We start from the raw sequence: 20,264 nt of genomic DNA on the forward strand, positions 1-20,264 counted from the left end.
CGAAGGGCTCAGAGACTTCTGGGCGGCCCCGGAGGGCGAAGGACTATGACCGTCGTTCACGCGTCGATAGTACGTGAGCCTCGGCGGTGGACGCTTCGTCCGAGACCTCGGCCCTCAACGCCCATGCCCGACGCGCCCACCCCAGGCCGACCAGCGCCACGCCCACGAGCACCGCCGCGACACCCGGCAGCCCCACCTGGGCCCCCAGCAGCCCCGCGAGCGGGTAGGTGAGGAGGAAACACGCGTGAGACAGCGAGAACTGGGCGGCGAAGACCGCCGGGCACGTCTGCTCCGTCGAGTTCCGGCGCAGGAGCCGCGCCGACGGCGTGAGCACCGCAGAGGTCGCGGCCCCGATGACGAACCAGAGCACGAGGATCAGCGACCAGGCGAGCGCGTTGTCGACCCAGGAGAGGATTCCGCCGGCCACGGCCAGTGCGACGGGGAGGATGGCGGCGCCCGCGAGCATCACCCGCGTGTCGGGCAACCGGTCGAGGAGTCGCGGGACCACCAACGCGACGAGCATCGAGCCCGCACCGTAGGCGGCCAGCAGCAAGGCCAGGTCACCCTCCCCCCGACCAAGGTGGGTGCGCACGATCACGACGGTGTTGACGATCACCATCGCGGTGGTGGCAGCCACCACCAGATTGATCCCCAGGAGCCCGCGCAGTTCGGGCGCCGCCCAGAAGTTCCGGGTACCGCTGGTCAGGCGCTCGAGGAACGGCGCGAGCGGCGACGGCTCAATCTGTGGGAGCCGGGTGACGGCCACCAGGGCTGCCGAGCCAAGGAAGCCCACGACGGTGCCGACGAACAGGTCCTGATATCCGACAACCGCCAGCAGCAGGGCGGCGATCATGGGGCTGGCAAGAGCCTCCATGTCGTAGGCCAGCCGCGACAACGACAGGGCACGCGTGTACTCCCGCTCCGCGGGCAGCACCGACGGGATCAGCGCCTGAAAGGCGGGCGTGAACGTGGCCGACGCTGACTGGAGCAGGAAGATCAGCGCGTAGATGTGCCACGCCTCACTGACGAACGGCAGGCACAGGGCGACGCCGGCGCGCATCAGATCCGCCGTGATGAGCAGCGGCTTGCGCGGCACCCGGGCAACGACGGCGGCCATCACGGGGGCCACGGCCACGTAGGCCACCATCTTGATGGACATCGCGAGCCCCATCACCGCGCCTGCGCCGTCGGGCGAGACGTCGAACGCCAACAGACCCAGGGCCACGGTGAGCAGGCCGGTCCCGAGGAGGGCGATCACCTGGGCCGTGAACAGGTTCCGGTAGGTGCGATTGCGGAGGACGGTCAACATGGTGGCGGCATGCGATCAGGCGTGGGCGGACCTGCGGCGCGGGCTCCGCTCCGGGGCACCGAATCGGGGTGGGAAGTCGTCGCCTGCGGTGTGGTGCAGCGGCATCTGACCTGCGGCCGCGACGGAGTGCTCGGCCTGCCTGACCGCCTCGAGGATGACGCCGACGGCGTGCTCGTCGGCCAACTTGTACAGGACCTTTGTGCCGTCCTGGCGGGTGGTCACCATGCGCGCCATCCGCAGCCTTGCCAGGTGCTGGGATACCCCGGAGGGGTTCTTCCCCACCACCTCGGCCAGCTCGCCGACCGACAGTTCGACGGCGGCGTCGAGCGCGAGGATCAGCCTGATCCGGGTCGGGTCCGAGAGCAGGGCCAGCACCTCCGCGGCGAGGTCGACGAACTCAGAGGGGACGTCATGAGTCTCGTTATCCGCGTGCATACGCAGATACTAATACAAATCCGGAAGAGGGCCACCCGTGAAACGGTGAAGCCACCACCCCGCTCCTTGAGGAGCCACCCGCGAAGCGGCCAGGCCCGATGGTCGAATCCCAAGCCGACAAGCAGACACGCTTCAAGGTCCCGACACAACCCTTCGAGACGCCCGGCGGTCGCTTCGCGACGCCGGGCTCCTCAGGGACCGAAACCCCTCCGCGGCTGGTGTTCCTCCAGAACGGGTCCCGGACGCATCAGGGGCCCGGATGCCCACCTGGAGGAACATCTGCCGCACCTCGGCCGAGGCAGACCCCCCCGCTGTTCACACGTATCGCATCGTCGTCATCATCCCGACCTCGGCGTGATAGATGTTGTGGCAGTGCAGCATCCACTCGCCGGGGTTGTCGGTGAGGAGGTCCGCCTCGATCGCCTGCATGGGCGCCACCAGAACCGTGTCCTTGCGCAGCCCGCCGCTCGCCGGCAGCCCCCAGGTGTGGCCGTGGATGTGCATGGGGTGGGTCATCATCGTCATGTTGGTCATCGTCATCCGCACCCGGCGGCCGGCGGACACCTCGAACGGCTCATGGGCGCCGAACTTGCGCCCGTTGATGCCCCATCCGTAGGGATCCATCTGGCCGTTCAGCTCCACGTCGAACGCGGTGTCGACGTCCCCGTCGGGCAGCCGCGACCCCTCGGCGGCGCGCAGCTCGGTGCCCAGCAGCGCGTCGCCGTCGAGCTCTGGCACCGGGGTGTTGGCCGTGGGCGCGGTCCCCGCAGCGGTGCGCACGACGGCGAGCGCGAGGCCCCGCTTCCCCTCCGGCCTCGCCACCAGCGGGAAGGCGCCGTCGCCCAACGTCACGAGCACGTCGTAGCGCTCCCCCATCGCCAGGTAGAGCGCCGGGGTCTCGCGCGGTTCGACGGCGTAACCGTCGCTGTGCGTCACCGTGAGCACATGCCCGCCGAGCGCCACCCGGAAGATGGTGTCCGAGCCGGCGTTGATGATCCGCAGCCGGATCCGCTGCCCGGGCTTGCCCTCGAAGCTGACCGGCGCCTCGGGGATCCGGCCGTTGATGAGGTAGTGGGGGTACTCGATGTCGCCCGCATCGCCCAGCGGCGAGCCGCGACCGGGCATGCCGCCCATGTCGTGGCCGCCCATCCCCATCCCCCTGGACACAGAACCGTTCTCAGCGGCCAACTCCTCGAAGATCTCATCCGGGCTCCGGCCGACGCCGTCGGTCCAGTCGTCCAGGACCACCACCCACTCCTCGTCGTAGCCGCCGGGCTCGTCAGGGTCGTCGATGATGAGCGGCGCATACAACGCTCGGTCCAGCTGGACACCCGAGTGCGGATGGAGGAAGTAGGTGCCGGGGTCGGGCGCGACGAACTCGTACCGGAACTCCGCCCCGGGCTCGATGGGCTCCTGCGAGACGCCGGGCACCCCGTCGGCCGCGTGGTGGAGCCGGATGCCGTGCCAGTGCACGCTGGTAGAGGCGGGCAGCTCGTTGGCGACGGCGACGCGGAAAAGGTCGCCGGCCGTGCCCCGCAGGACAGTTGAGCCCGCGTCGTCGTAGCCCCATGTCCTGGCGGTGACGCCGCCGAGGTCGAGCGTGAGGGGTCGCGGGCGAAGCGCCGCCTCGACGGTGGCGCGCCCAGGCGCGGGGGTGAGACCCGGCGTGGGGTAGACCAAGGGGGTGCCGCCGTGCCCCGACGGCGCGCTGGGAGCGGGGCCGGTGCACGCGGAAAGCAGTCCGGCGCCCGCGATGCTGACGCCGCCGAGCAGAATCTGCCGTCGATGCAGGGGTCTCATACACCGAGGGTGCCCCTCCTGGGCCGCGAAACCCAGAGCGAGACAGTGAAGATCCGGTCAAGATCGGTTCACGGTCACCCCAATTCGCTCCCGTCACTCCGGCGACCTTGGGCAACCACTTGATTTGATACCCCCTGGGGGTATATACCTGAGGCATGGAGCATTCACAGCACCAGAACAACCACCCCTCCCCCGACCCACACGCGGGTCATCCAGACCACGGCGGTGTCGCGGTCAAGGACAACCACGCCAGCCGCGACACCCACCAGCAGGCGATGCCTCACGGCCACGCTCATTCGGCGGCAGATGACAAGCAGGTTCACTCCCACGGGGAGCACGCCGGGCACTCGACGGCGATGTTCAAGAACCGCTTCTGGGTGTCGCTGGCGCTGACCATCCCGGTGGTGTTCTTCAGCCCGATGATGGCGCACCTGTTGGGCTACCACCTGCCTGAGTTCCCCGGCTCGACGTGGATCCCCCCGGTCCTGGGCACCGCGATCTTCGCCTACGGCGGGGTCCCGTTCCTCAAGGGCGGGTGGCGCGAGCTGAAGACCCGTCAGCCCGGCATGATGCTGCTGATCTCGCTGGCCATCACGGTCGCATTCGTGGCCTCCTGGGTGACCACGCTCGGCATCGGCGGATTCGCCCTCGACTTCTGGTGGGAGCTGGCGCTGCTGGTGACCATCATGCTGCTCGGCCACTGGATGGAGATGCGCGCGCTGGGGGCCGCGTCGTCGGCGCTGGACGCGCTGGCGGAGTTGCTGCCGAGCGAGGCGGAGCTGGTGACCGACGACGGGACGGTCGTCGTCCCGATCGCAGAGCTGGCGGTCGACGACGTGGTGCTCGTCCGCGCGGGGGCCAGGGTGCCAGCGGACGGGACGATCGTCGACGGCGCGGCGGAGTTCGACGAGTCGATGATCACCGGGGAGTCGCAGCCGGTGGCCCGTGGCGAGGGTGAGCGCGTCGTCGCTGGCACCGTCGCTACGGACAACACGGTGCGGGTGCGGGTCGAGGCAACCGGCGACGACACCGCCCTGGCCGGGATCCAGAGGATGGTGGCCGACGCGCAGGCCTCGTCGTCGCGGGCCCAGGCCCTCGCGGACCGAGCCGCCGCGCTGCTGTTCTGGTTCGCGCTGGGCGCGGGCATCCTGACGGCTATCGCGTGGACGCTGCTGGGCAGCCCCGACGAGGCCGTGGTGCGGACCGTCACCGTGCTCGTGATCGCCTGCCCCCACGCACTGGGCCTGGCGATCCCCCTTGTCATCGCGATCTCCACCGAGCGCGCAGCCAAGAACGGCGTGCTGATCAAGGACCGGATGGCGTTGGAGCGGATGCGCACCATCGACGTGGTGCTGTTCGACAAGACCGGCACGCTCACCGAGGGCGCCCACGCGGTGACGGGTGTCGCGGCGGCGGGGGTGTCCGAGTCGGAGCTGCTGTCGCTGGCGGCTGCGGCCGAGGCGGACAGCGAGCACCCCGTCGCGCGGGCGATCGTCGCGGCGGCCGCCGCGAAGCCGGAGGCCTCGGGCATGCGACGGCGCGGAACGGACTTCTCCGCCTCCACCGGCCGCGGGGTGCGGGCCACCGTCGACGGCGCCGTGATCCAGGTGGGCGGGCCGACCCTGCTGCGTGAGTTGGGCCTGGAGACGCCGTCGGCCCTGACTGAGCAGACGCAATCGTGGTCCGGGCGGGGAGCGGGCGTGCTGCACGTGATCCGCGACGGCAAGGTCATCGGGGCGGTCGCGGTCGAGGACAAGGTGCGCGCGGAGTCGAAGGCGGCGGTCAAGGCGCTGCAGGATCGCGGAGTGCGGGTGGCGATGGTCACCGGCGACGCGCGGCAGGTGGCCGAGGCGGTCGGCGCCGAGCTGGGCATCGACGAGGTGTTCGCCGAGGTGCTGCCGCAGGACAAGGACACCAAGGTGACCGAACTGCAGGGTCGCGGGCTGACTGTGGCGATGGTGGGCGACGGCGTCAACGATGCCCCGGCCCTGGCCCGCGCCGAGGTGGGGATCGCGATCGGGGCGGGGACGGACGTCGCGATGGAGTCGGCCGGCGTGGTGCTGGCGGGCAACGACCCGAGGGCCGTGCTGTCCATGATCGACCTGTCGCGGGCGAGCTACCGCAAGATGATCCAGAACCTGGTGTGGGCGGCGGGTTACAACATCGTCGCGGTCCCGCTTGCCGCAGGCGTGCTGGCGCCCATCGGGGTGGTGCTTTCCCCGGCGGTGGGGGCGGTGCTGATGTCGCTGTCGACGATCATCGTGGCGCTCAACGCGCAGCTGTTGCGTCGGTTGGACCTCGCGCCTGAGCGGCTCGCCCCGTCCTCGCGCTGAGGCGCGAGGAGCGAAGCGAGAGCTCTCCCCCGCTGGGGCGCGGTCTCAGTGGCGGATCTGGTGGCGTAGTCGCCGCCAGATCCACCGCCCAGGGTTCCGCCGGTCAGGCGAGGCGGAGGGCCCGCCCCTCCCGGACGACGCGGATCGGGTCCAGAATCTCGCCCTGGAACACCCCACCCACCTTGTCCGAGAACCCGACGATCACCCAGTCCTCAGTAGAGGTTGCGTCACGACCCTTCGAGACGGCCCGCGGTCGCTCCGCGACGCCGACCTCCTCAGGGATCGAACGGTCGATCAGGCGCGCCGCGTAGAGGCTCGGGTGGTCGAGGGTGCCGGCCGCGTCGAGGTCCCACGGTCCCAGGAGGGACTCCCCCGGCGCGAACCACATCCCGCCGGTGGCCTGCCCGCGACGTCGGTCGTCCTCGAGGTCCGTCCAGCAGCAGAAGACGAGGAACGGCATGCCCTCGACGACGACCACCTGCGGCACCTCCATCTGCCCCCAGCCCGCCGGCGCGGACAGCGGTGGGCGCACCTCCCACGAGTCGAGGTCCGCGCTCACCGCGTGCCCGATCACGGACCGCGTCGCGGGGTCTCCCTCGGCGGCGCGGGCGGTGAGCAGCATGTGCCAGAGCCCGTCGTCGCCCCGGAGCACCCAGGGGTCACGCCAGGCCTCGTCGAACCAGTCACCGGACGAGAGCTTCTCGTACCAGCGAGGGTCCGCCTCGCAGACCGGCTGGTCGAATCGTCGGCGCCACGTGATGAGGTCGTCTGATTCGGCGACCCCCACCCGTTGCACCTTCCAGTCCTCCGCCCGCGACACTCCCGTGTAGAACATCCGCCAGGTCCCGTCGTCGGCCTTCACGACGGAGCCGGTCCAGGTGGAGCCGTCGTCCCAGGCGGGCTCGTCCGCCGTGACCAGGGCGTCGGGCAACACCTCCCAGGTCACCAGGTCCGAGGACCGGGCGTGACCCACCGACGCCCGGCGATGCCGCCGTTCCGGGTCGATCAACGCCCGCGACGCCCGCAGGAAGAACAGGTGGTGCTCCCCGTCGTCGCCCCGGACGGGCCAGCTGTCCCACACCCAATGGTCGGGAAGTCTCAGCATTGGATCACCCCTTCACGCCGCTGGAGGCGATCGAACTGACGAACGCCCGCTGGAACACCAGGAACACGAGCAGCACCGGCAGCGTGATCAGCGACGTGTACGCCATCACCTCACCCCAGGCCGTGTTGAGCTGGAAGAAATACTGCATGCCCACCATGACGGGCCGCAGCGACTCCTGCTGCACCACCATCAACGGCCACAGGTACGAGTTCCACGCCGGGAGGAAGGTGAGGATCGCGACGGTGGCGAACGCCGGGCCGGACAGCGGCACGATGATCCGCCAGTAGATCCCGAACCAGCCTGCGCCGTCGATGCGGGCCGCCTCGTCGATGGAGACGGGGATGGTGGAGAAGTACTGGGTGAACAGGAAGATGGAGAACGCGTTGGCGATGAACGGCACGATCATCACCTCGTAGGTGTTGAGCCAACCGAAGTCGTACTTGAGCAGTCCGCCTTCCCACACCAGCGTCGGCAGCTTGCTGACCCAGTAGACCATCGGCACCGCGATGGTCTCGAACGGCACGATGAGCGTGGCGATGACGACCGTCAGCACCAGCTTGCGTCCCTTCCACTCCATCCGCGACAACGCGAACCCCGCCAGCGAGTTGACCACCAGGCCGAGCCCGACGATGAGCACGGTCACGATGATCGAGTTGAACAGGAACTGCCAGAACGGCACCCGGTCGAACACGTCGGAGTAGTTGTTGAACGAGATGTCCCCGACGGGGAGGAACGCGCGAATGTTGTCGACGTCGGCGAGGATCTGGGCATCGGGCTTCAAGCTGGAAACGAACATGAAGATCAGCGGGAACATGAAGATCACCGCGAGGATCACCATGGGGATGTAGATCAGGATCTTGCGACGGCGCTTCTCGGCCGCCAATCCAACGGTCTTGGCCATGTCAGTCCTTGTCTCGGGTCAGGAAGCGCTGGATCATCGCGATGATCAGCACCAGGACGAAGAAGATCAGCGAGATCGCGGCGCCGTAGCCGGTCTGCTGCTCGCGGTAGCCGCGGCGGACCGCGTGGAAGACGAGCGTGGTGGTGGAGTCGACCGGGCCACCCTGCGTCATCACGTCGATCTGGACGAACAGGCCCAGCGCGGCGATGGTGATGGTGACCAGGATGAAGATCATCGTGGGCCGGAGCCCGGGCCAGGTCACGTTCTTGAACTGCTGCCAGCCGTCGGCGCCGTCCATGCGAGCGGCCTCGTACAGCTCCTCAGGGATGGTCTGCAGGCCGGAGAGCCAGATGATCATGTGGAAGCCGACCGCCTGCCAGATCGACAGCACGATGATGGCCGGCAGAGCGGTGCTCGGCTCGTTCAGCCAGGCGATGTTCTCCCACGCCCCGAAGGTGAGCATGTCGATGAACGAGTTGATGATGCCGTCGGGCTGGTACATGAACCGCCACAGGATGGACACCACGACGATCGACGTCACCACCGGGATGAAGAACACGATCCGGAAGAACGTGGTGCCGCGAAGCTTCTGGTTGACCAGCACTGCAAGCACCAGCCCCAGACCCGCCTGCACCGGAACGACCACGATGGCGAACAGGAACGTGTTGATCAGGGACCGGATGAAGGTGGGGTCCGCGGTGAAGGCTCGGACGAAGTTGTCCAGACCGACGAAGCGGGGCGGGTTGGGCGAGATGAGGCGCGCGTTGGTGAACGACAGCCCGAACGCGAGCCCCACGGGGATGATCAGGAACATGAGCAGCAGCAGCGCTGCCGGTGCGATCATCGCGTAGGCGGCGCCGTGGCCCTGGCGCTTGGGCTTGCGCATGGTTTGAGTTTCGGCGGCCGGGACGGCGGTCGCGGGCGCGACCGACTGAGGAGTGGTCATAACAGGTCCTCCAGTTGATGGAAGGCCGGGGCCCGGAGGCCCCGGCCGGAGTGCATCAGAAGCCGTAGCCGTCGTTGTTGGCGATGTCGGCGTCGATGTCCTTGACCGCCTGATCCAGCGTGGTCTGGACGTCGGCGCCGTTCATGATGTCCATGGCGGCCGTGGTGAAGGTGGTGGAGATGACCGCGTAGGCCGGTGTCTCCGGGCGCAGCACCGCGAACTGGGTGAGCTCGGTGAACGGCCGCAGCACGCCCTCCTCGCCGAAGTACTCGCTGAGCGCGGTGCCTTCCTCAGTGGCCGGGATGACGATCTGCTTGTCGGCGAACGCCGCCACGTACTCGGGCGCGAAGGAGAACTCGAGGTAGGCGCGGGCGCCGTCGAGGGCCGCACCGGAGCACTCGGAGGAGATGCCCCACTGCCACGAACCGCCGCCGATCTTCGGGCCCTGGCCGAGATCCGGCGGGGGCAGGATCACGAGGTCGTCGCCGACGGCGTCGATGGAGCCGAGCGCGTTCCACACGCCGGTGTAGCTGAGCCCCACCTCGTCGCGGTTGAACTCCTCGTTGCCGATGGTGCCGGTATTGGAGGCGAGGCCCTGCTCGAACAGGCCCTGGAACCACTCACCCCAGGCCACGGCCTCGGGGCCGTTGAGGGCGCCGTCTGCGGAGAGGAACGTGGAGCGATCGATCAGGTCACCACCGAAGCTCTGCAGCATCGGCGAGTAGGCGTAGGGCCACCACTCGCCGGCATCCTCGGCGCCGATGTCCAGAGGGGTCTCGTAGCCGGCGGCCTTGAGGGTGGTGAGTGCGCTGTCGAACTCCTCCTGGGTCCAGGGCTGATCGACCGTGGCCACCCGGATGCCGTTGGCCTCCAGCACCGACTTGCGGGCGAAGATGGCCAGCGCGGCGTCCCAGTAGCCGGCGGAGTAGACCTCGTCCTCCCACATGCCGACGGCTGTGGGCAGCAGGGAGTCGGTTATCTCGGACGAGATCCCCAGCGGCTGGATGTAGCCGGCCCAGGCCCAGTTGGGGACGATGGGGCCGTCCATGTCGAGGAGGCAGGGCAGGTCGCCCGAGGTGGCCGCCGCCACGATGGCGTCGTTGTATGCGCCCTGCGGGAACGATTCCGAGACCACCTCGTAGTCGTCCTGGGACTCGTTGAAGTCCGCCATGATCTGGTTGTAGACCTCGAGCTCGGCAGGGTTGCCGGCCGAGTGGGTCCACAGCGTGACCTGAGTGGGGCCGTCGCCCTCACCCTCGGGTGTCTGGCCCGCCTGCCCGCAGGCGGAGAGAGCGAGTGCCGAGACGATGGCCATGGCCGCGAGTGCTCGTCCTGTGCGCTTCATTGCTGGTCCTTCCAAGTGCTGACCGCCGGCGTTGGCGGTGCTGATTCTTGAGGTTCCCTAAATCGAATTAGGTGACTACACTATGCGTAGAGAACTTGCCTCCTGTCAACCCCCAACGCTCGACCGTGACCATTCTGTGACATTCCGCCTTCGCGGACGGTTTGGACTCACGGCCGAACTAAACCGAATTAGGATCCCGAGGATGAGCGTGACCACAGCAGTTCACACCACCTACCACCTGCGCCCGGCCGCCGGCGGCTGGCTCAACGACCCCAACGGCATGACCAAGGTCGGCGACGTCTGGCACGTCTTCTACCAGCACAACCCGGCCGGCCCCTGGCACGAGGCGATCGCGTGGGGACACGCCACCTCCCGCGACCTCGCCACCTGGCAACACCACGCCATAGCGTTCTCCCCCACCCCGGGCGGCCCGGACGAGTTCGGCTGCTGGTCCGGCTGCTTCGTCCCCGGCGGGGCGCGCCCGACGGTGGCCTACTCCGCGATCGCCGACGCGTCGCATCGCAGCACCATCTGCCTGCGTCAGGGCTCCGAGGACCTGCTCACCTGGGACGACCCGATCGTGGTTGGCGATACCCCGGACGCCGACGACATCGCCGTCATGCGCGACCCCTTCGTCTTCGAGGTCGAGGGTCGGCGCTGGGCCGTTCTCGGCGCCGGCCTGCACGACGGCTCCCCCGCGGTGCTGCTGTTCAACCGCGACGACGAGACGGCCTGGACCTACGAGGGCCTGTTCGCCACGCCGTCGGATCCGGCGTTCGCCGCAGCCGATCCCGCCGACATCTGGGAGTGCCCGCAACTGGTGCAGGTGGACGGCCGCTGGGTGCTGATCCTCTCGCTGCAGCATCGCGGGGTGCTCGGCCGGGTGGTGGCCGTCGTGGGCGACGTCACTTTGGTCGACGGCCGCCCGCGGTTCGGCGGCGACCACCTGAACGTCCTCGACGACGGCCACGACTTCTACGCACCCCAGGTCACCGAGGCGGACGGGCAGCCCCTCCTGCTGGGCTGGATCCGCCAGACGGACCAGGACCCCGCGGTGATCGACCACGCCGGGTGCATGACCCTGCCCAGGCGGCTCCACCTTCGCGGGGGCCTGGTCACCAGCTCTGTGGACCCGGTGGCCGCAGAGGCCCTCGCGGGCGGGCCGCGGCGGCCCCTCGTCGGGGGCCGCTCCACGATGGCGGGGTGGCAGGCACGCCTGAGCTTCGACGGCGACGGGGCCACGCTGACCCACGACGAGTTCGGGCGGGTTGTCGTCCCCTCCGGCGCCGACGTGTGGGTGGACGGTCCGGTCCTGGAGGTCTACCCGCGTGACGGCGTGCCGGCCACCTGGCGCAGCGATTCGCCCTGGCGGCTGGACGCGCCGGAGGGCGTCACGGTCGCGGAGGTCGAGGTGGCGCCGTCGACTCCCTGACGAGCAGTTCGCAGGGCAGGGCTCGACGTGGGTGCTCCACCGCCTCCCCAGCCGCGGCGGCGATGGCCATGGCCACCGCCTCCTGCCCCATGCGCACATGCGGGAGGGCGACCGTCGTCAGCGGCGGCACCGTGCACTCGGCCATCTGCTCCTGATCGTCGAAGCCGACGATCGACAGATCCTCCGGCACCGCGATCCCCAGGCGGGCCGCGGCGAGCATCGCGCCCACGGCCACCCGATCGGTGATGGCGAAGAGCGCCGTCGGCCGCTCGTCGGCGGGGCGGTCGAGCACGCGCATCGCCGCGTGGTAGCCGGTGTCGATCTGCCATCCTGCTTCGACGTAGGAGGCATCGACGCCCCGGCGCCTGGCGCCGGCCAGGAAGGCCTCCCGACGGAGGGGCCCGGAGATGTTTCCGGCGTTCGCCGCATCCGCGAGAGGGGTCCAGTTCCCGCTCAGCATCACGATGCGCTGGTGGCCCAGATCGGCCAGGTGCTCTAGCGCCTGGGTGGCGCCGTAGGCGTCGTCGGGGTAAACGCTCAGCTCGTCGTCGCGCTCGCTGGTGCAGTTGGCCAGGACGAGGGGAAGGCGGGCCCGCGGGGGGCGGTTCAGGATCTGGAACCCCATGCTGGCGTAGATGAGGGCGTCGACCTGGCGACGTTCGAGTTCCTTGATGGCCCTGGTCTCAGCGTCCTCCCCGGCGTGGAGGTCCATGACGAGCAACACGTGACCGAGCGCGATGGCCTGGTCGCTGGCCCCTGCCAGCAGCCGGCCGGCGAACGGCGAGCCGACGGCGTCGGTGAACAGACCGATGGAGTGCGTGGTCTGGCTGCGCAGTGAGCGCGCCGTGTGGTGCGGCTCGTAGCCCAGCCTGGCGGCCGTCTCGAGGATCCGCTTCTTGGTCTCCGCCGAGATGTTGCCGTCGTCGCGGTCGTTGAGGGCGAAGGAGACGGCCGTGCGCGACACCCCGGCGGCCGCGGCTACGTCCGCCGCACGCACCCGACGAGGCTGGTTGACCATGCAGCCATGGGACCAGTTGGGTCGCGGCGATGTCAAGCGCGCCCCGACGGCCCTCACCGCATCTGCAGCGGCGCGCAAGCCCTCAGGCAGCGGAGAACAGAACGAGGCTCACCGCGACCGTCGCCATCCCCGCGAGCATTCCGTAAATGGTCTGATGCTTGTCCGTCTGGTAGCGCCACGACGCCTGCAGCATTTCGTCCAGCGCGAGGAACACCATCATCCCGGCCACCAACCCGTAGAACAGCCCCAGCACGGACTCCGGGACCACCCAGCTGATCAGCGCGGCGGCCACCAAGGCGCCGATGGGCTCCGTCAACCCTGAGACGGTGGCCCACCAGAAGGCCTTGCCCCGAGACCCCGTCGCCGCATAGACCGGCGCCGCGACCGCGATCCCCTCGGGCACGTTGTGGATCGCGACGGCGACGGCGAGCGCCACGCCGATCTTCGGGTCCTGATACGTGCTGAAGAACGTGGCCATGCCCTCGGGGAAGTTGTGTAGCCCCAACACCAGCCCCACGAGGAGTCCGCTGCGGAGCAGCCGCGTGTTGCGCGCCGCGTCCTTGGACCCCATGGCCGCCTCGCGGCCCTCGATCTCGCTCGGGTTGAGCGAGGCGGGGAGCAGCCGGTCGATCGCCAGGACCAGGAGGATGCCGACGAAGAACGCGGCGAAGACCAGCCCCTCCGCCGTGGCGCGGGGGTAGGTCTCCGCCATCCATTGGATGCCCAGCGGCAGGATCTGCATGAAGGAGATCATCAACATGGCCCCGGCTGCGAACGCCAGGGCCACGGCCAGGAACCGTCGCCCCAACGTCTTGCGGCGCACCACCAGGAGCCCGCCGATGGACGTGGCCAGACCGGCGAAGAGCGAGACAAGGAGCGCAAGGAGCATCGTGCGCTCAGGCTAGCGCGAGGAGTGTGCTGAAGGCTCCTAGGCCATGGCGCCGATGGCGGCCTGCCGCGGACGCCGCCACATTCCGCGGGTGGAGTCCACCACGTCGCCCACCGCGGCGCGGGCGGCCGAGGCCACCTCGGCCCATTGGCTGGTGCCGGGCTTCTTGTTGGGTAGCGAGTACCTGAACACCTTGCCCCACGCGGAGGCCACCTGCCTGGGCAGCGGGCCGGTGACGTAGCGCAGGTGATACCGCTGCATGAGCGCCTGGATCCTCGGGGAGATCTCGGCATAACGGTTGCTGGGCATGTCGGGGAACAGGTGGTGCTCCACCTGGTGGGACAGGTGCCCGGTCATGATGTGCATGAGCCTGCTGCCCGAGATGTTGGCCGACCCGAGCATCTGCCGCACGTACCACTCGCCCCGCGTCTCGCCCTCGATCGACTCCGTCTCGAACGTCTCCACGCCCTCGGGGAAGTGGCCGCAGAAGATCACCGAGTGCGTCCACACGTTGCGGGCGGTGTTGGCGATCGCGTTGGCCATCAGCGTCGACAGCGCAGAGGGCCCCGACAGCAGCGGGTGCACCACGTAGTCCTTGGTCATCTGGGTGCGGATCTTGGCGAAGACCTTCTTCAGATCCTCCCTGAACACCTGCTTGTCCTTGGTCCCCTCGCTCCAGCCCTTGAGGTCGAGGTCGTAGGCAGCGATGCCGTACTCGAAGAACAGCGCCGTGAAGAAGTTGGTCACCGGCTGGAAAACGTGCTGCAGCTTCCACTCCTGGTCCGGGTCCACGCGCAACACGTTGTAGCCGAGATCGTTATCCATTCCTACGACGTTGGTGTAGGTGTGGTGCTCGACGTTGTGGGACTTCTTCCACTGCTCGGCGGGCGAGGCGAAGTCCCACTCCCAGGTGCTGGAATGGATCTTCTCGTCGCGCATCCAGTCCCACTGGCCGTGGAGAATGTTGTGCCCGATCTCGGTGTTCTCGATGATCTTGGCCACCGTCAGCCCGGTGGTGCCCAGGACGAACGCGGGCGGGAACCTGGAGAACAGCAGCACGACGCGGCTGGCCAGCTCCAGGGACCGCTGGGTCCTGATCACGCGACGGATGTAGGCCGCGTCGTCGGAGCCGCGGCTGGCCATGATCTCGTCGCGGATGGCGTCGAGCTCGCGGCCGATGTCCTCGATGTCCTCGGGGCTGAGGTGGGCGATGGGGTTGTGCTTTCCGCTGGCCGAGATCTCGGCTCGTTCCTGCGGTCGGGAGGTGGTGATGCGGTTCGGGCGGTTCCGGACTGTCTCGGTCATGGTGAGGCTCTCAGATTCGGAGATGGCATGGGCCAGCCGCAGCCGACACACAGGTCTGGATGATGACGGGGTCATCGGGGTTGGCGGTGGTCAGGTCCCCCGTGCGGAGGTCGCGCACACTGCCCTCTGTCATGGGGACGACGCAGTTGAAGCAGATGCCCATCCGGCAGCCCGACGGCATCAGCACGCCGGCCTCCTCGCCCGCGTCGAGCAGGGTGGTGGAGGCGTCGGCCGCGGTGGTGATTCCTGAGGAGGTGAAGGTGATCTCCCCGCCCTGGCCGACGGCGTGGATCCGGGGGCGGAACCGCTCGGTGTGCAGGTGGTCCGCCAGGCCGGCGTCGGCCCAGTGTGCCTCGGCGTCGTCGAGCAGGGCGGTGGGGCCGCATGCCCAGGTGTGCCGGGCGCGCCAATCCGGGACGACGGAATCCAGCTCGGTCACGGGCAGCACGCCCGCCGCCCTGGTGAAGCGGGTGATCAGCCGGATCCGGCCCGCGTCGGCGAGGGCCCGGAGTTCGGTGCGGAACAGCATCTCCTCGGGGGTGGGGGCGGAGTGGACCACCACCACGTCCCGCGGCAGCGGCGAGTTGCGCAGCATCCCCATGACGGGGGTGATTCCGCTGCCGGCGGTGAGGAACAGTACGGCGTCCGGCACCTGGGTGGGGAGGACGAAGTCTCCCGTGGCCTGGTCCAGCAGGATTACGGCCCCGGGCCTGAGGTGGGCCTTGACGTAGTTGCTGACCTTGCCCTCGGCGATGGCCCGGATGGTCAGCGTGATGGTGCCGGCGTCGGTGACCGGGCTGGTGATGGAGTAGGCGCGCCACTGGCGGACGCCGTCGACGTCCACGCCGATGCGGGTGTATTGGCCGGGCCTGTGGGTGCGCCACCCTCGCCCCGGCCTGATGACCACGGTGGTGGCGCTGGCGGTCTCGGGGCGGACTGCCACCACGCGGCCGCGAAGGTCCGCGCCGGAGCGCAGCGGGTCGATCAGGTCCAGGAAGTCCTCGGGGAGCAGTGGCGTGGCGAGCGCCTCGGCCACCTTCCGGGCCCCGGAGCGGGCCTGTCTCAGCGCGCGCTTGACCACCGAGCGGTGCGCCTGAGGCGGGGCGCCGGTGGCGCCCTGGAGTGTCATCACTCACAAGGTTACGCTACCGTAGGTAAGCGCTCAAACAGCGCCTTTCAGTCCGTTGGGAACCACTGATCAATCATGTCCTGGCTGCGGCGCACCGGATCGGGTGAACTGGCACCCCTCCATCTGGATATGGACGTCAAGTACACGCACCAGATGGAGTGGCGCCATCTCATCCCGCCCGGCACGTCCTCGCCGAGAACAGCATTGATTAGTGCTTCCCTAGCCGGGGCGTCGGAGGGCGGCTACCAGACCCACCGTCGCCGATGCCACGGCGAGCGACCCCGCGACCACCCACCAGAGCCCGAGCGCATCGTCGGGCAGCCTCGTCAGGCCGACGACTCCGGCCCCCACCGCGACACTCACGCCCACGAAACCCGCCAGCCCTCGTACCATCCGCCGGGCCGCGCGGCCGGTGATCGTCGCATACGACGGCGCCGCCGCGGCGAAGGCGACGCTCAGGTGGAACACAGCCACCAGGCCGGCCACCGCCAGCCACTCCCACCACGCCGAGTCCGCGCCCCCGGACAGCCACGAGAGCGCGACGACGGCGACGAGTCCCAGCGGTGCCGCGGAGTCCGGGCGCACCACCGACGCGGCCGCCATCAGCGCCGCCACCACGAACAGGGCGGGTGAAACCACCGTCGGGAACCACGCCGCGCACAGGGCGGCGGCGCCCACGCCCGACGCGAGGACCACCATCCGCAGCGCCCATTGCTGACCGCTGGTGATCCGCACCGCGTAGATCCACGCGGCGACCAGTTCGGCGAGGTCCCTCATCGGCCGAGCACCCGCCTCGGGGCGGATCGCGCCGCCTCCATCGAGAGCAGGACGCTGGCCAGGCTGCTCGTCCCGCGCCACGGGGTGACCGGGATGCCGATGCCGCGCAGCCGCTCGATGGCGTCGTCGCGCTCCATCCGGCGCATCATCCAGGCCTCGCCGAGGAAGGTGTCGCGGCGGAACGCCCCGATGTCCTCGAACCGCCCGATCCCCTCCGGCAGCGTGTCCACCGCGATCACCTCCGCGCCGAGCCTGCGAAGCCGCACCAGCTCGTCCTGCGACTCCCGCTCCAGTAGCGGCGAGCAGAAGAACACGAGCATCCCGCTGGTCACCGTGCCGACGGGCCTCAGCATGTCCCAGTCCGGCACGCTGCGATTCGCCCGCGACAGCACGTTGAGCACCACCCTCGCCTGGCGGGGCCCGGCGCCGGAGCGGACATGGCCGATCCGTCGGCCGAGGTCGTGGACCGCCACGCGGTCCCCGAAGCCGACGTAGTGGCGGGAGATCGCCGCGACCGCGCGCACCGTCGCATCCAGGCTCGTGGGCGCCGTCGGATCCGCGGGGACCACGTCGAGGAGGGTGTCGATGACGATGAGGACGTCCGTGTCGCGCTCGGTCAGCGTCGAGTTGACGTGCACCTTCCCCAGCCGCGACGTCACCCGCCAGTTGATCCGCCTCAGCCTGTCCCCGGGGCGGAACTCGCGCACATCGGCCAGGTCGCTGCCGTCGCCACGATGCCGAGAGCGGTGCATGCCGACGATGCCGATCGGATGGGCCACCCCGCTGCCGCCCTCCAGCGTCGAGGACGCCGGCCGCACGGTGATCTGCACGCGGGGCAGCGCGGCCGAGGCGCGCCAGCTCCCGCTCAGGTCCGCCACGGACACCGAGCCGGGGCCCACGTCGTAGCGACCCCAGCGCTCGGGCTGCACCGCGACACTCGAGCCCTCAACGGCCACCGCATCCAGCACCGTGCCGGCGTCGGGCTCCACCGCGATCCCCGGCCGCACCGGCCACTGCAGCGTGACAACGGACGACGGCCACGCCTGCGACGCGCGAGTCACCAGCGGCACCGACTCCCCCTCGGGCACCACCACCGCCTTCGGCCTCACCTCCACTTCGGGTTCGCCGCGCCGTCGAACCGCCCACGCCCACGCCAGGTGGACGACGAAGGGCGCCATCAGGACCGCGACGTCGGCCCGCTGCGCGACGATCGCGAGCACGCCCAGCGCAGCCGCGACCCCGAGGGACCGCAGCAACGCGGGGGTGTGCGTGACCTGCATCAGAGGCTCTCCGCGTCCGGCACCGGCACCACGTCCAGGACCGCCCGCACGATGGATTCCGGCGCCACGTTGTTGAGCCACAGCTCGGGCCGGATCACGATCCGGTGCCCGAGCGCGGGCACGGCGAGGCGCTTGACGTCCTCCGGGATGACGAAATCGCGGCCCTCGATCAGCGCCAGCGCCCGCGAGCACAGCAGCAGCGACAGCGACCCGCGCGGCGACGCCCCCACCATCGTGTCCTGATGCTCGCGCGTGGCGCGGACCAGATCGATGGCGTAGCGGCCCACGGACTCCGCCACGTGGATGTTCTCGACGCAGTCCTGCACGGCGAGCAGCCCGGCAGGGTCGAGGACGGCGTCGACCACGATCTCCTCCCGCCGTCGCCCCATCCGCCGGGAGAGCACGTCCCACTCCTCGTCGAGCGACGGATACCCGAAGGCCAGCCGCAGCAGGAACCGGTCGAGCTGAGCCTCGGGCAGCGGGTAGGTGCCCTCGTGCTCGATCGGGTTCGCGGTGGCCAGCACGTGGAAGGGTCGCGGCAGCACGAACGTGTGCCCCTCGACGGTGACCTGCCGCTCCTGCATCGCCTCCAGCAGCGCGGACTGGGTCTTGGGCGGCGTGCGGTTGATCTCGTCGGCGAGGAGGAGTCCGGTGAAGATGGGGCCCTCGCGGAAGCTGAATTCGCTGGTGTGCTGGTCGAAGATGTAGGAGCCGGTGAGGTCGGCGGGGAGCAGGTCCGGGGTGAACTGGGCGCGGGTGAACTCCAGGCCGAGCGCCTGCGCCAGGGAGCGCGCCGCCAACGTCTTGCCCAGACCGGGCAGGTCCTCGAGCAGCACGTGGCCGCCGGCGAGCACACCCGCCAGCACCAGGGTCATCTGGTCGCGCTTCCCCACGAGGGCAGTGTCGACGGCGTCGAGCACCTGCTGCACGAGCGAGGTGGCCTGGGCCTGGGTGAGCGCGGCGGGGGTGCTCATAGCGAATCGATCTCCTTGAGGTGGGCGTGCAAGGTCTTGCGGTTGAGCACCTGGGGGTGCTCGGCCTCCGCGCTGCGGAGGTAGGTCAGCAGCGTGGGCGAGAGGTGGGCGTCGGCGCCCTCGAGGAGGTCGGCGCCGCGGGCGGGGCGTTCCATGCGGCCGGAGGTGACCAGGCGCCTCACTGTGAGCTCGGTGAGCTGGCGGGCGACGCGCCGGGAGTCGAAGCCCCGGCCCGGCTGCGCGTGGGCCAGGACGGAGGCGAGGCGGCGGGTGCGGATGTCGGCCTGGAAGTGCGGGGACCGGGTGTGCCAGGACGGCTGCTTCCAGTCCGGCTGCTCCCCGGCCGGCAGGACCTGGTTGACGGCCCACGACCCCGCAGCCGCCACCACGCCGGCGAGGAGCGCAAGGGTGGGCTCGACGCGGAGGTTGACCACGTCGTCGGCCAGGATGAACAGCGACGCGACGGCGATCCCGACGGCCAGCCTCGCGATCAGGCTCCACGCGGCCGTCACGGCGCGGCCCTCCCGCTGAGCTGCGCGCTGAGTGCCTCGAGTGCGGCGACGGCACGGTCGCGGTGGGCGTCCGTGAGCTCGTGGGTGGAGAACATCGCCTGGCGATACAGCTCGGCGAGCTCCTCGAGGGCCGCAGCGTCCACCACCGCGCGGCTCAGTACCTCGACGGTGAACTCCTGGGACGTCTGCGCGGGCTTCCTGAAGATGCCCGACGAGACCGCGGCCTGTTCGAGCCGCCGCCAGCACGCGATGACGGCGCCGTCGACGGCCATGCCCAGACGGAGCTCCTCGACCGTCTCGTCCAGCGCCTCGGCCAGTTCCTCGTCGTCGATCTCCGGGATCTCCGACTCGGCGCCGGTGGGTTCGGCGGCGTGCCGGCGCTCGGTCCTGATCAGCTCGCCGGACAGGCGGTAAAGGAAGGTCCCGATCAGCGCGAGGAGTCCGACGGCGGCAAGGATCCGGACCACGTCGTCGGCCCACCCCGGCAGCACCAGCGGCTCCACGTCCGGCATGGGCAGCAGCGGTGACTGCGACGGCAGCGGGTTGAGGGATGGGAGGGGCGCCTCGGGCGTGAGTGTCGCGGTGGGGGTGGGTCTGGGGAGGACCTCGACGAGCGGGGGCCGCGGGCTGGCGGCGCCGAGCGTGACGAGGATGAGGGCCACGAGCGCGACGGCAATGACGAGGGGGAGGGTTCCGCCTCGCCGCGGCGGCTTCGGTGCGTCCACAAGGGTCGAGTCTACGGACAGGCCCGCGGTAGTTGTTCCTCCAGAACGG

18 protein-coding genes are annotated in these 20,264 nt (G+C 69.8%); 2 read left to right on the plus strand and 16 right to left on the minus strand.

The features are described from left to right. Positions 1 to 43: 43 nt before the first annotated feature. From ACX1D1_RS14805 to ACX1D1_RS14815, 3 genes are all read right to left on the minus strand, one after another. A complete protein-coding gene (locus ACX1D1_RS14805) occupies positions 44 to 1,309 on the minus strand; it encodes an MFS transporter (RefSeq protein ID WP_459055159.1) in 1,266 nt (421 codons plus the stop codon). 15 nt (positions 1,310 to 1,324) lie between these two features. After that, positions 1,325 to 1,744 (minus strand): ArsR/SmtB family transcription factor, encoded by a 420-nt coding sequence (locus ACX1D1_RS14810; protein ID WP_459055161.1) that lies wholly within the window; start codon positions 1,742 to 1,744, stop codon positions 1,325 to 1,327. Between the two features lie 315 nt (positions 1,745 to 2,059). Continuing rightward, the gene (locus ACX1D1_RS14815; protein ID WP_459055163.1) at positions 2,060 to 3,544 is read right to left on the minus strand and encodes a multicopper oxidase family protein; all 1,485 of its coding nucleotides are present in this window, start codon (positions 3,542 to 3,544) and stop codon (positions 2,060 to 2,062) included. Positions 3,545 to 3,699: 155 nt separating this feature from the next. Here ACX1D1_RS14815 and ACX1D1_RS14820 point away from each other — a divergent pair, with 155 nt between their 5' ends. Beyond that, positions 3,700 to 5,877 carry a copper-translocating P-type ATPase gene (locus ACX1D1_RS14820; protein ID WP_459055165.1) on the plus strand — a complete coding sequence of 726 codons (2,178 nt, stop codon included), beginning with the start codon at positions 3,700 to 3,702 and terminating at the stop codon, positions 5,875 to 5,877. 103 nt (positions 5,878 to 5,980) lie between these two features. On the opposite strand, the gene ACX1D1_RS14825 is transcribed toward ACX1D1_RS14820, so the two are convergent. The 4 genes from ACX1D1_RS14825 to ACX1D1_RS14840 form a co-directional block, all read right to left on the minus strand. Then, entirely contained in the window at positions 5,981 to 6,982 is a 1,002-nt protein-coding gene (locus ACX1D1_RS14825) for a glycoside hydrolase family protein (protein ID WP_459055167.1), read from the minus strand. Positions 6,983 to 6,986: 4 nt separating this feature from the next. Then, complete coding sequence (locus ACX1D1_RS14830; protein ID WP_459055169.1) at positions 6,987 to 7,883, minus strand: carbohydrate ABC transporter permease; 897 nt, start codon at positions 7,881 to 7,883, stop codon at positions 6,987 to 6,989. Position 7,884: 1 nt separating this feature from the next. Further along, positions 7,885 to 8,769, minus strand: coding sequence for a carbohydrate ABC transporter permease (locus ACX1D1_RS14835; protein ID WP_459055171.1), 885 nt, complete (start codon positions 8,767 to 8,769; stop codon positions 7,885 to 7,887). A gap of 115 nt (positions 8,770 to 8,884) precedes the next feature. After that, on the minus strand, positions 8,885 to 10,174 hold the full coding sequence (locus tag ACX1D1_RS14840) for a sugar ABC transporter substrate-binding protein (RefSeq protein ID WP_459055173.1): 1,290 nt from the start codon (positions 10,172 to 10,174) through the stop codon (positions 8,885 to 8,887). A 208-nt stretch (positions 10,175 to 10,382) separates the two neighbouring features. Between ACX1D1_RS14840 and ACX1D1_RS14845 the strand changes: the two genes are divergently transcribed. Continuing rightward, positions 10,383 to 11,606: a glycoside hydrolase family 32 protein gene (locus ACX1D1_RS14845; RefSeq protein ID WP_459055175.1), complete on the plus strand. Its 1,224-nt coding sequence runs from the start codon at positions 10,383 to 10,385 to the stop codon at positions 11,604 to 11,606. Here ACX1D1_RS14845 and ACX1D1_RS14850 read toward each other — a convergent pair. The 9 genes from ACX1D1_RS14850 to ACX1D1_RS14890 all read right to left on the minus strand — a co-directional run bounded on the left by ACX1D1_RS14850 (position 11,566) and on the right by ACX1D1_RS14890 (position 20,215). Beyond that, positions 11,566 to 12,624: a LacI family DNA-binding transcriptional regulator gene (locus tag ACX1D1_RS14850; RefSeq protein ID WP_459055176.1), complete on the minus strand. Its 1,059-nt coding sequence runs from the start codon at positions 12,622 to 12,624 to the stop codon at positions 11,566 to 11,568. The two genes, ACX1D1_RS14845 and ACX1D1_RS14850, sit on opposite strands and share 41 nt — an antisense overlap. A gap of 82 nt (positions 12,625 to 12,706) precedes the next feature. Beyond that, a complete protein-coding gene (gene zupT, locus ACX1D1_RS14855) occupies positions 12,707 to 13,513 on the minus strand; it encodes a zinc transporter ZupT (protein WP_459055178.1) in 807 nt (268 codons plus the stop codon). Positions 13,514 to 13,552: 39 nt separating this feature from the next. Continuing rightward, positions 13,553 to 14,818, minus strand: a complete 1,266-nt coding sequence (locus ACX1D1_RS14860) for a fatty acid desaturase family protein (RefSeq protein ID WP_459055180.1) — start codon at positions 14,816 to 14,818, stop codon at positions 13,553 to 13,555. A 10-nt stretch (positions 14,819 to 14,828) separates the two neighbouring features. After that, entirely contained in the window at positions 14,829 to 15,947 is a 1,119-nt protein-coding gene (locus ACX1D1_RS14865; protein WP_459055182.1) for a ferredoxin reductase, read from the minus strand. Positions 15,948 to 16,166: 219 nt separating this feature from the next. Next, the gene (locus tag ACX1D1_RS14870) at positions 16,167 to 16,724 is read right to left on the minus strand and encodes a hypothetical protein (protein ID WP_459055184.1); all 558 of its coding nucleotides are present in this window, start codon (positions 16,722 to 16,724) and stop codon (positions 16,167 to 16,169) included. Beyond that, positions 16,721 to 18,004: a DUF58 domain-containing protein gene (locus tag ACX1D1_RS14875; protein ID WP_459055186.1), complete on the minus strand. Its 1,284-nt coding sequence runs from the start codon at positions 18,002 to 18,004 to the stop codon at positions 16,721 to 16,723. Before ACX1D1_RS14875 ends, ACX1D1_RS14870 begins: the two co-directional genes overlap by 4 nt. After that, positions 18,004 to 18,978, minus strand: coding sequence for an AAA family ATPase (locus tag ACX1D1_RS14880; protein ID WP_459055187.1), 975 nt, complete (start codon positions 18,976 to 18,978; stop codon positions 18,004 to 18,006). The genes ACX1D1_RS14875 and ACX1D1_RS14880 overlap by 1 nt, the downstream gene beginning before the upstream one ends. Then, complete coding sequence (locus tag ACX1D1_RS14885; protein ID WP_459055189.1) at positions 18,975 to 19,490, minus strand: hypothetical protein; 516 nt, start codon at positions 19,488 to 19,490, stop codon at positions 18,975 to 18,977. Before ACX1D1_RS14885 ends, ACX1D1_RS14880 begins: the two co-directional genes overlap by 4 nt. Next, complete coding sequence (locus ACX1D1_RS14890; RefSeq protein WP_459055190.1) at positions 19,487 to 20,215, minus strand: DUF4129 domain-containing protein; 729 nt, start codon at positions 20,213 to 20,215, stop codon at positions 19,487 to 19,489. Before ACX1D1_RS14890 ends, ACX1D1_RS14885 begins: the two co-directional genes overlap by 4 nt. Between the last annotated feature and the right edge of the window lie 49 nt (positions 20,216 to 20,264).

The sequence above is a fragment of the Tessaracoccus luoxuelianae genome, from assembly GCF_054483915.1.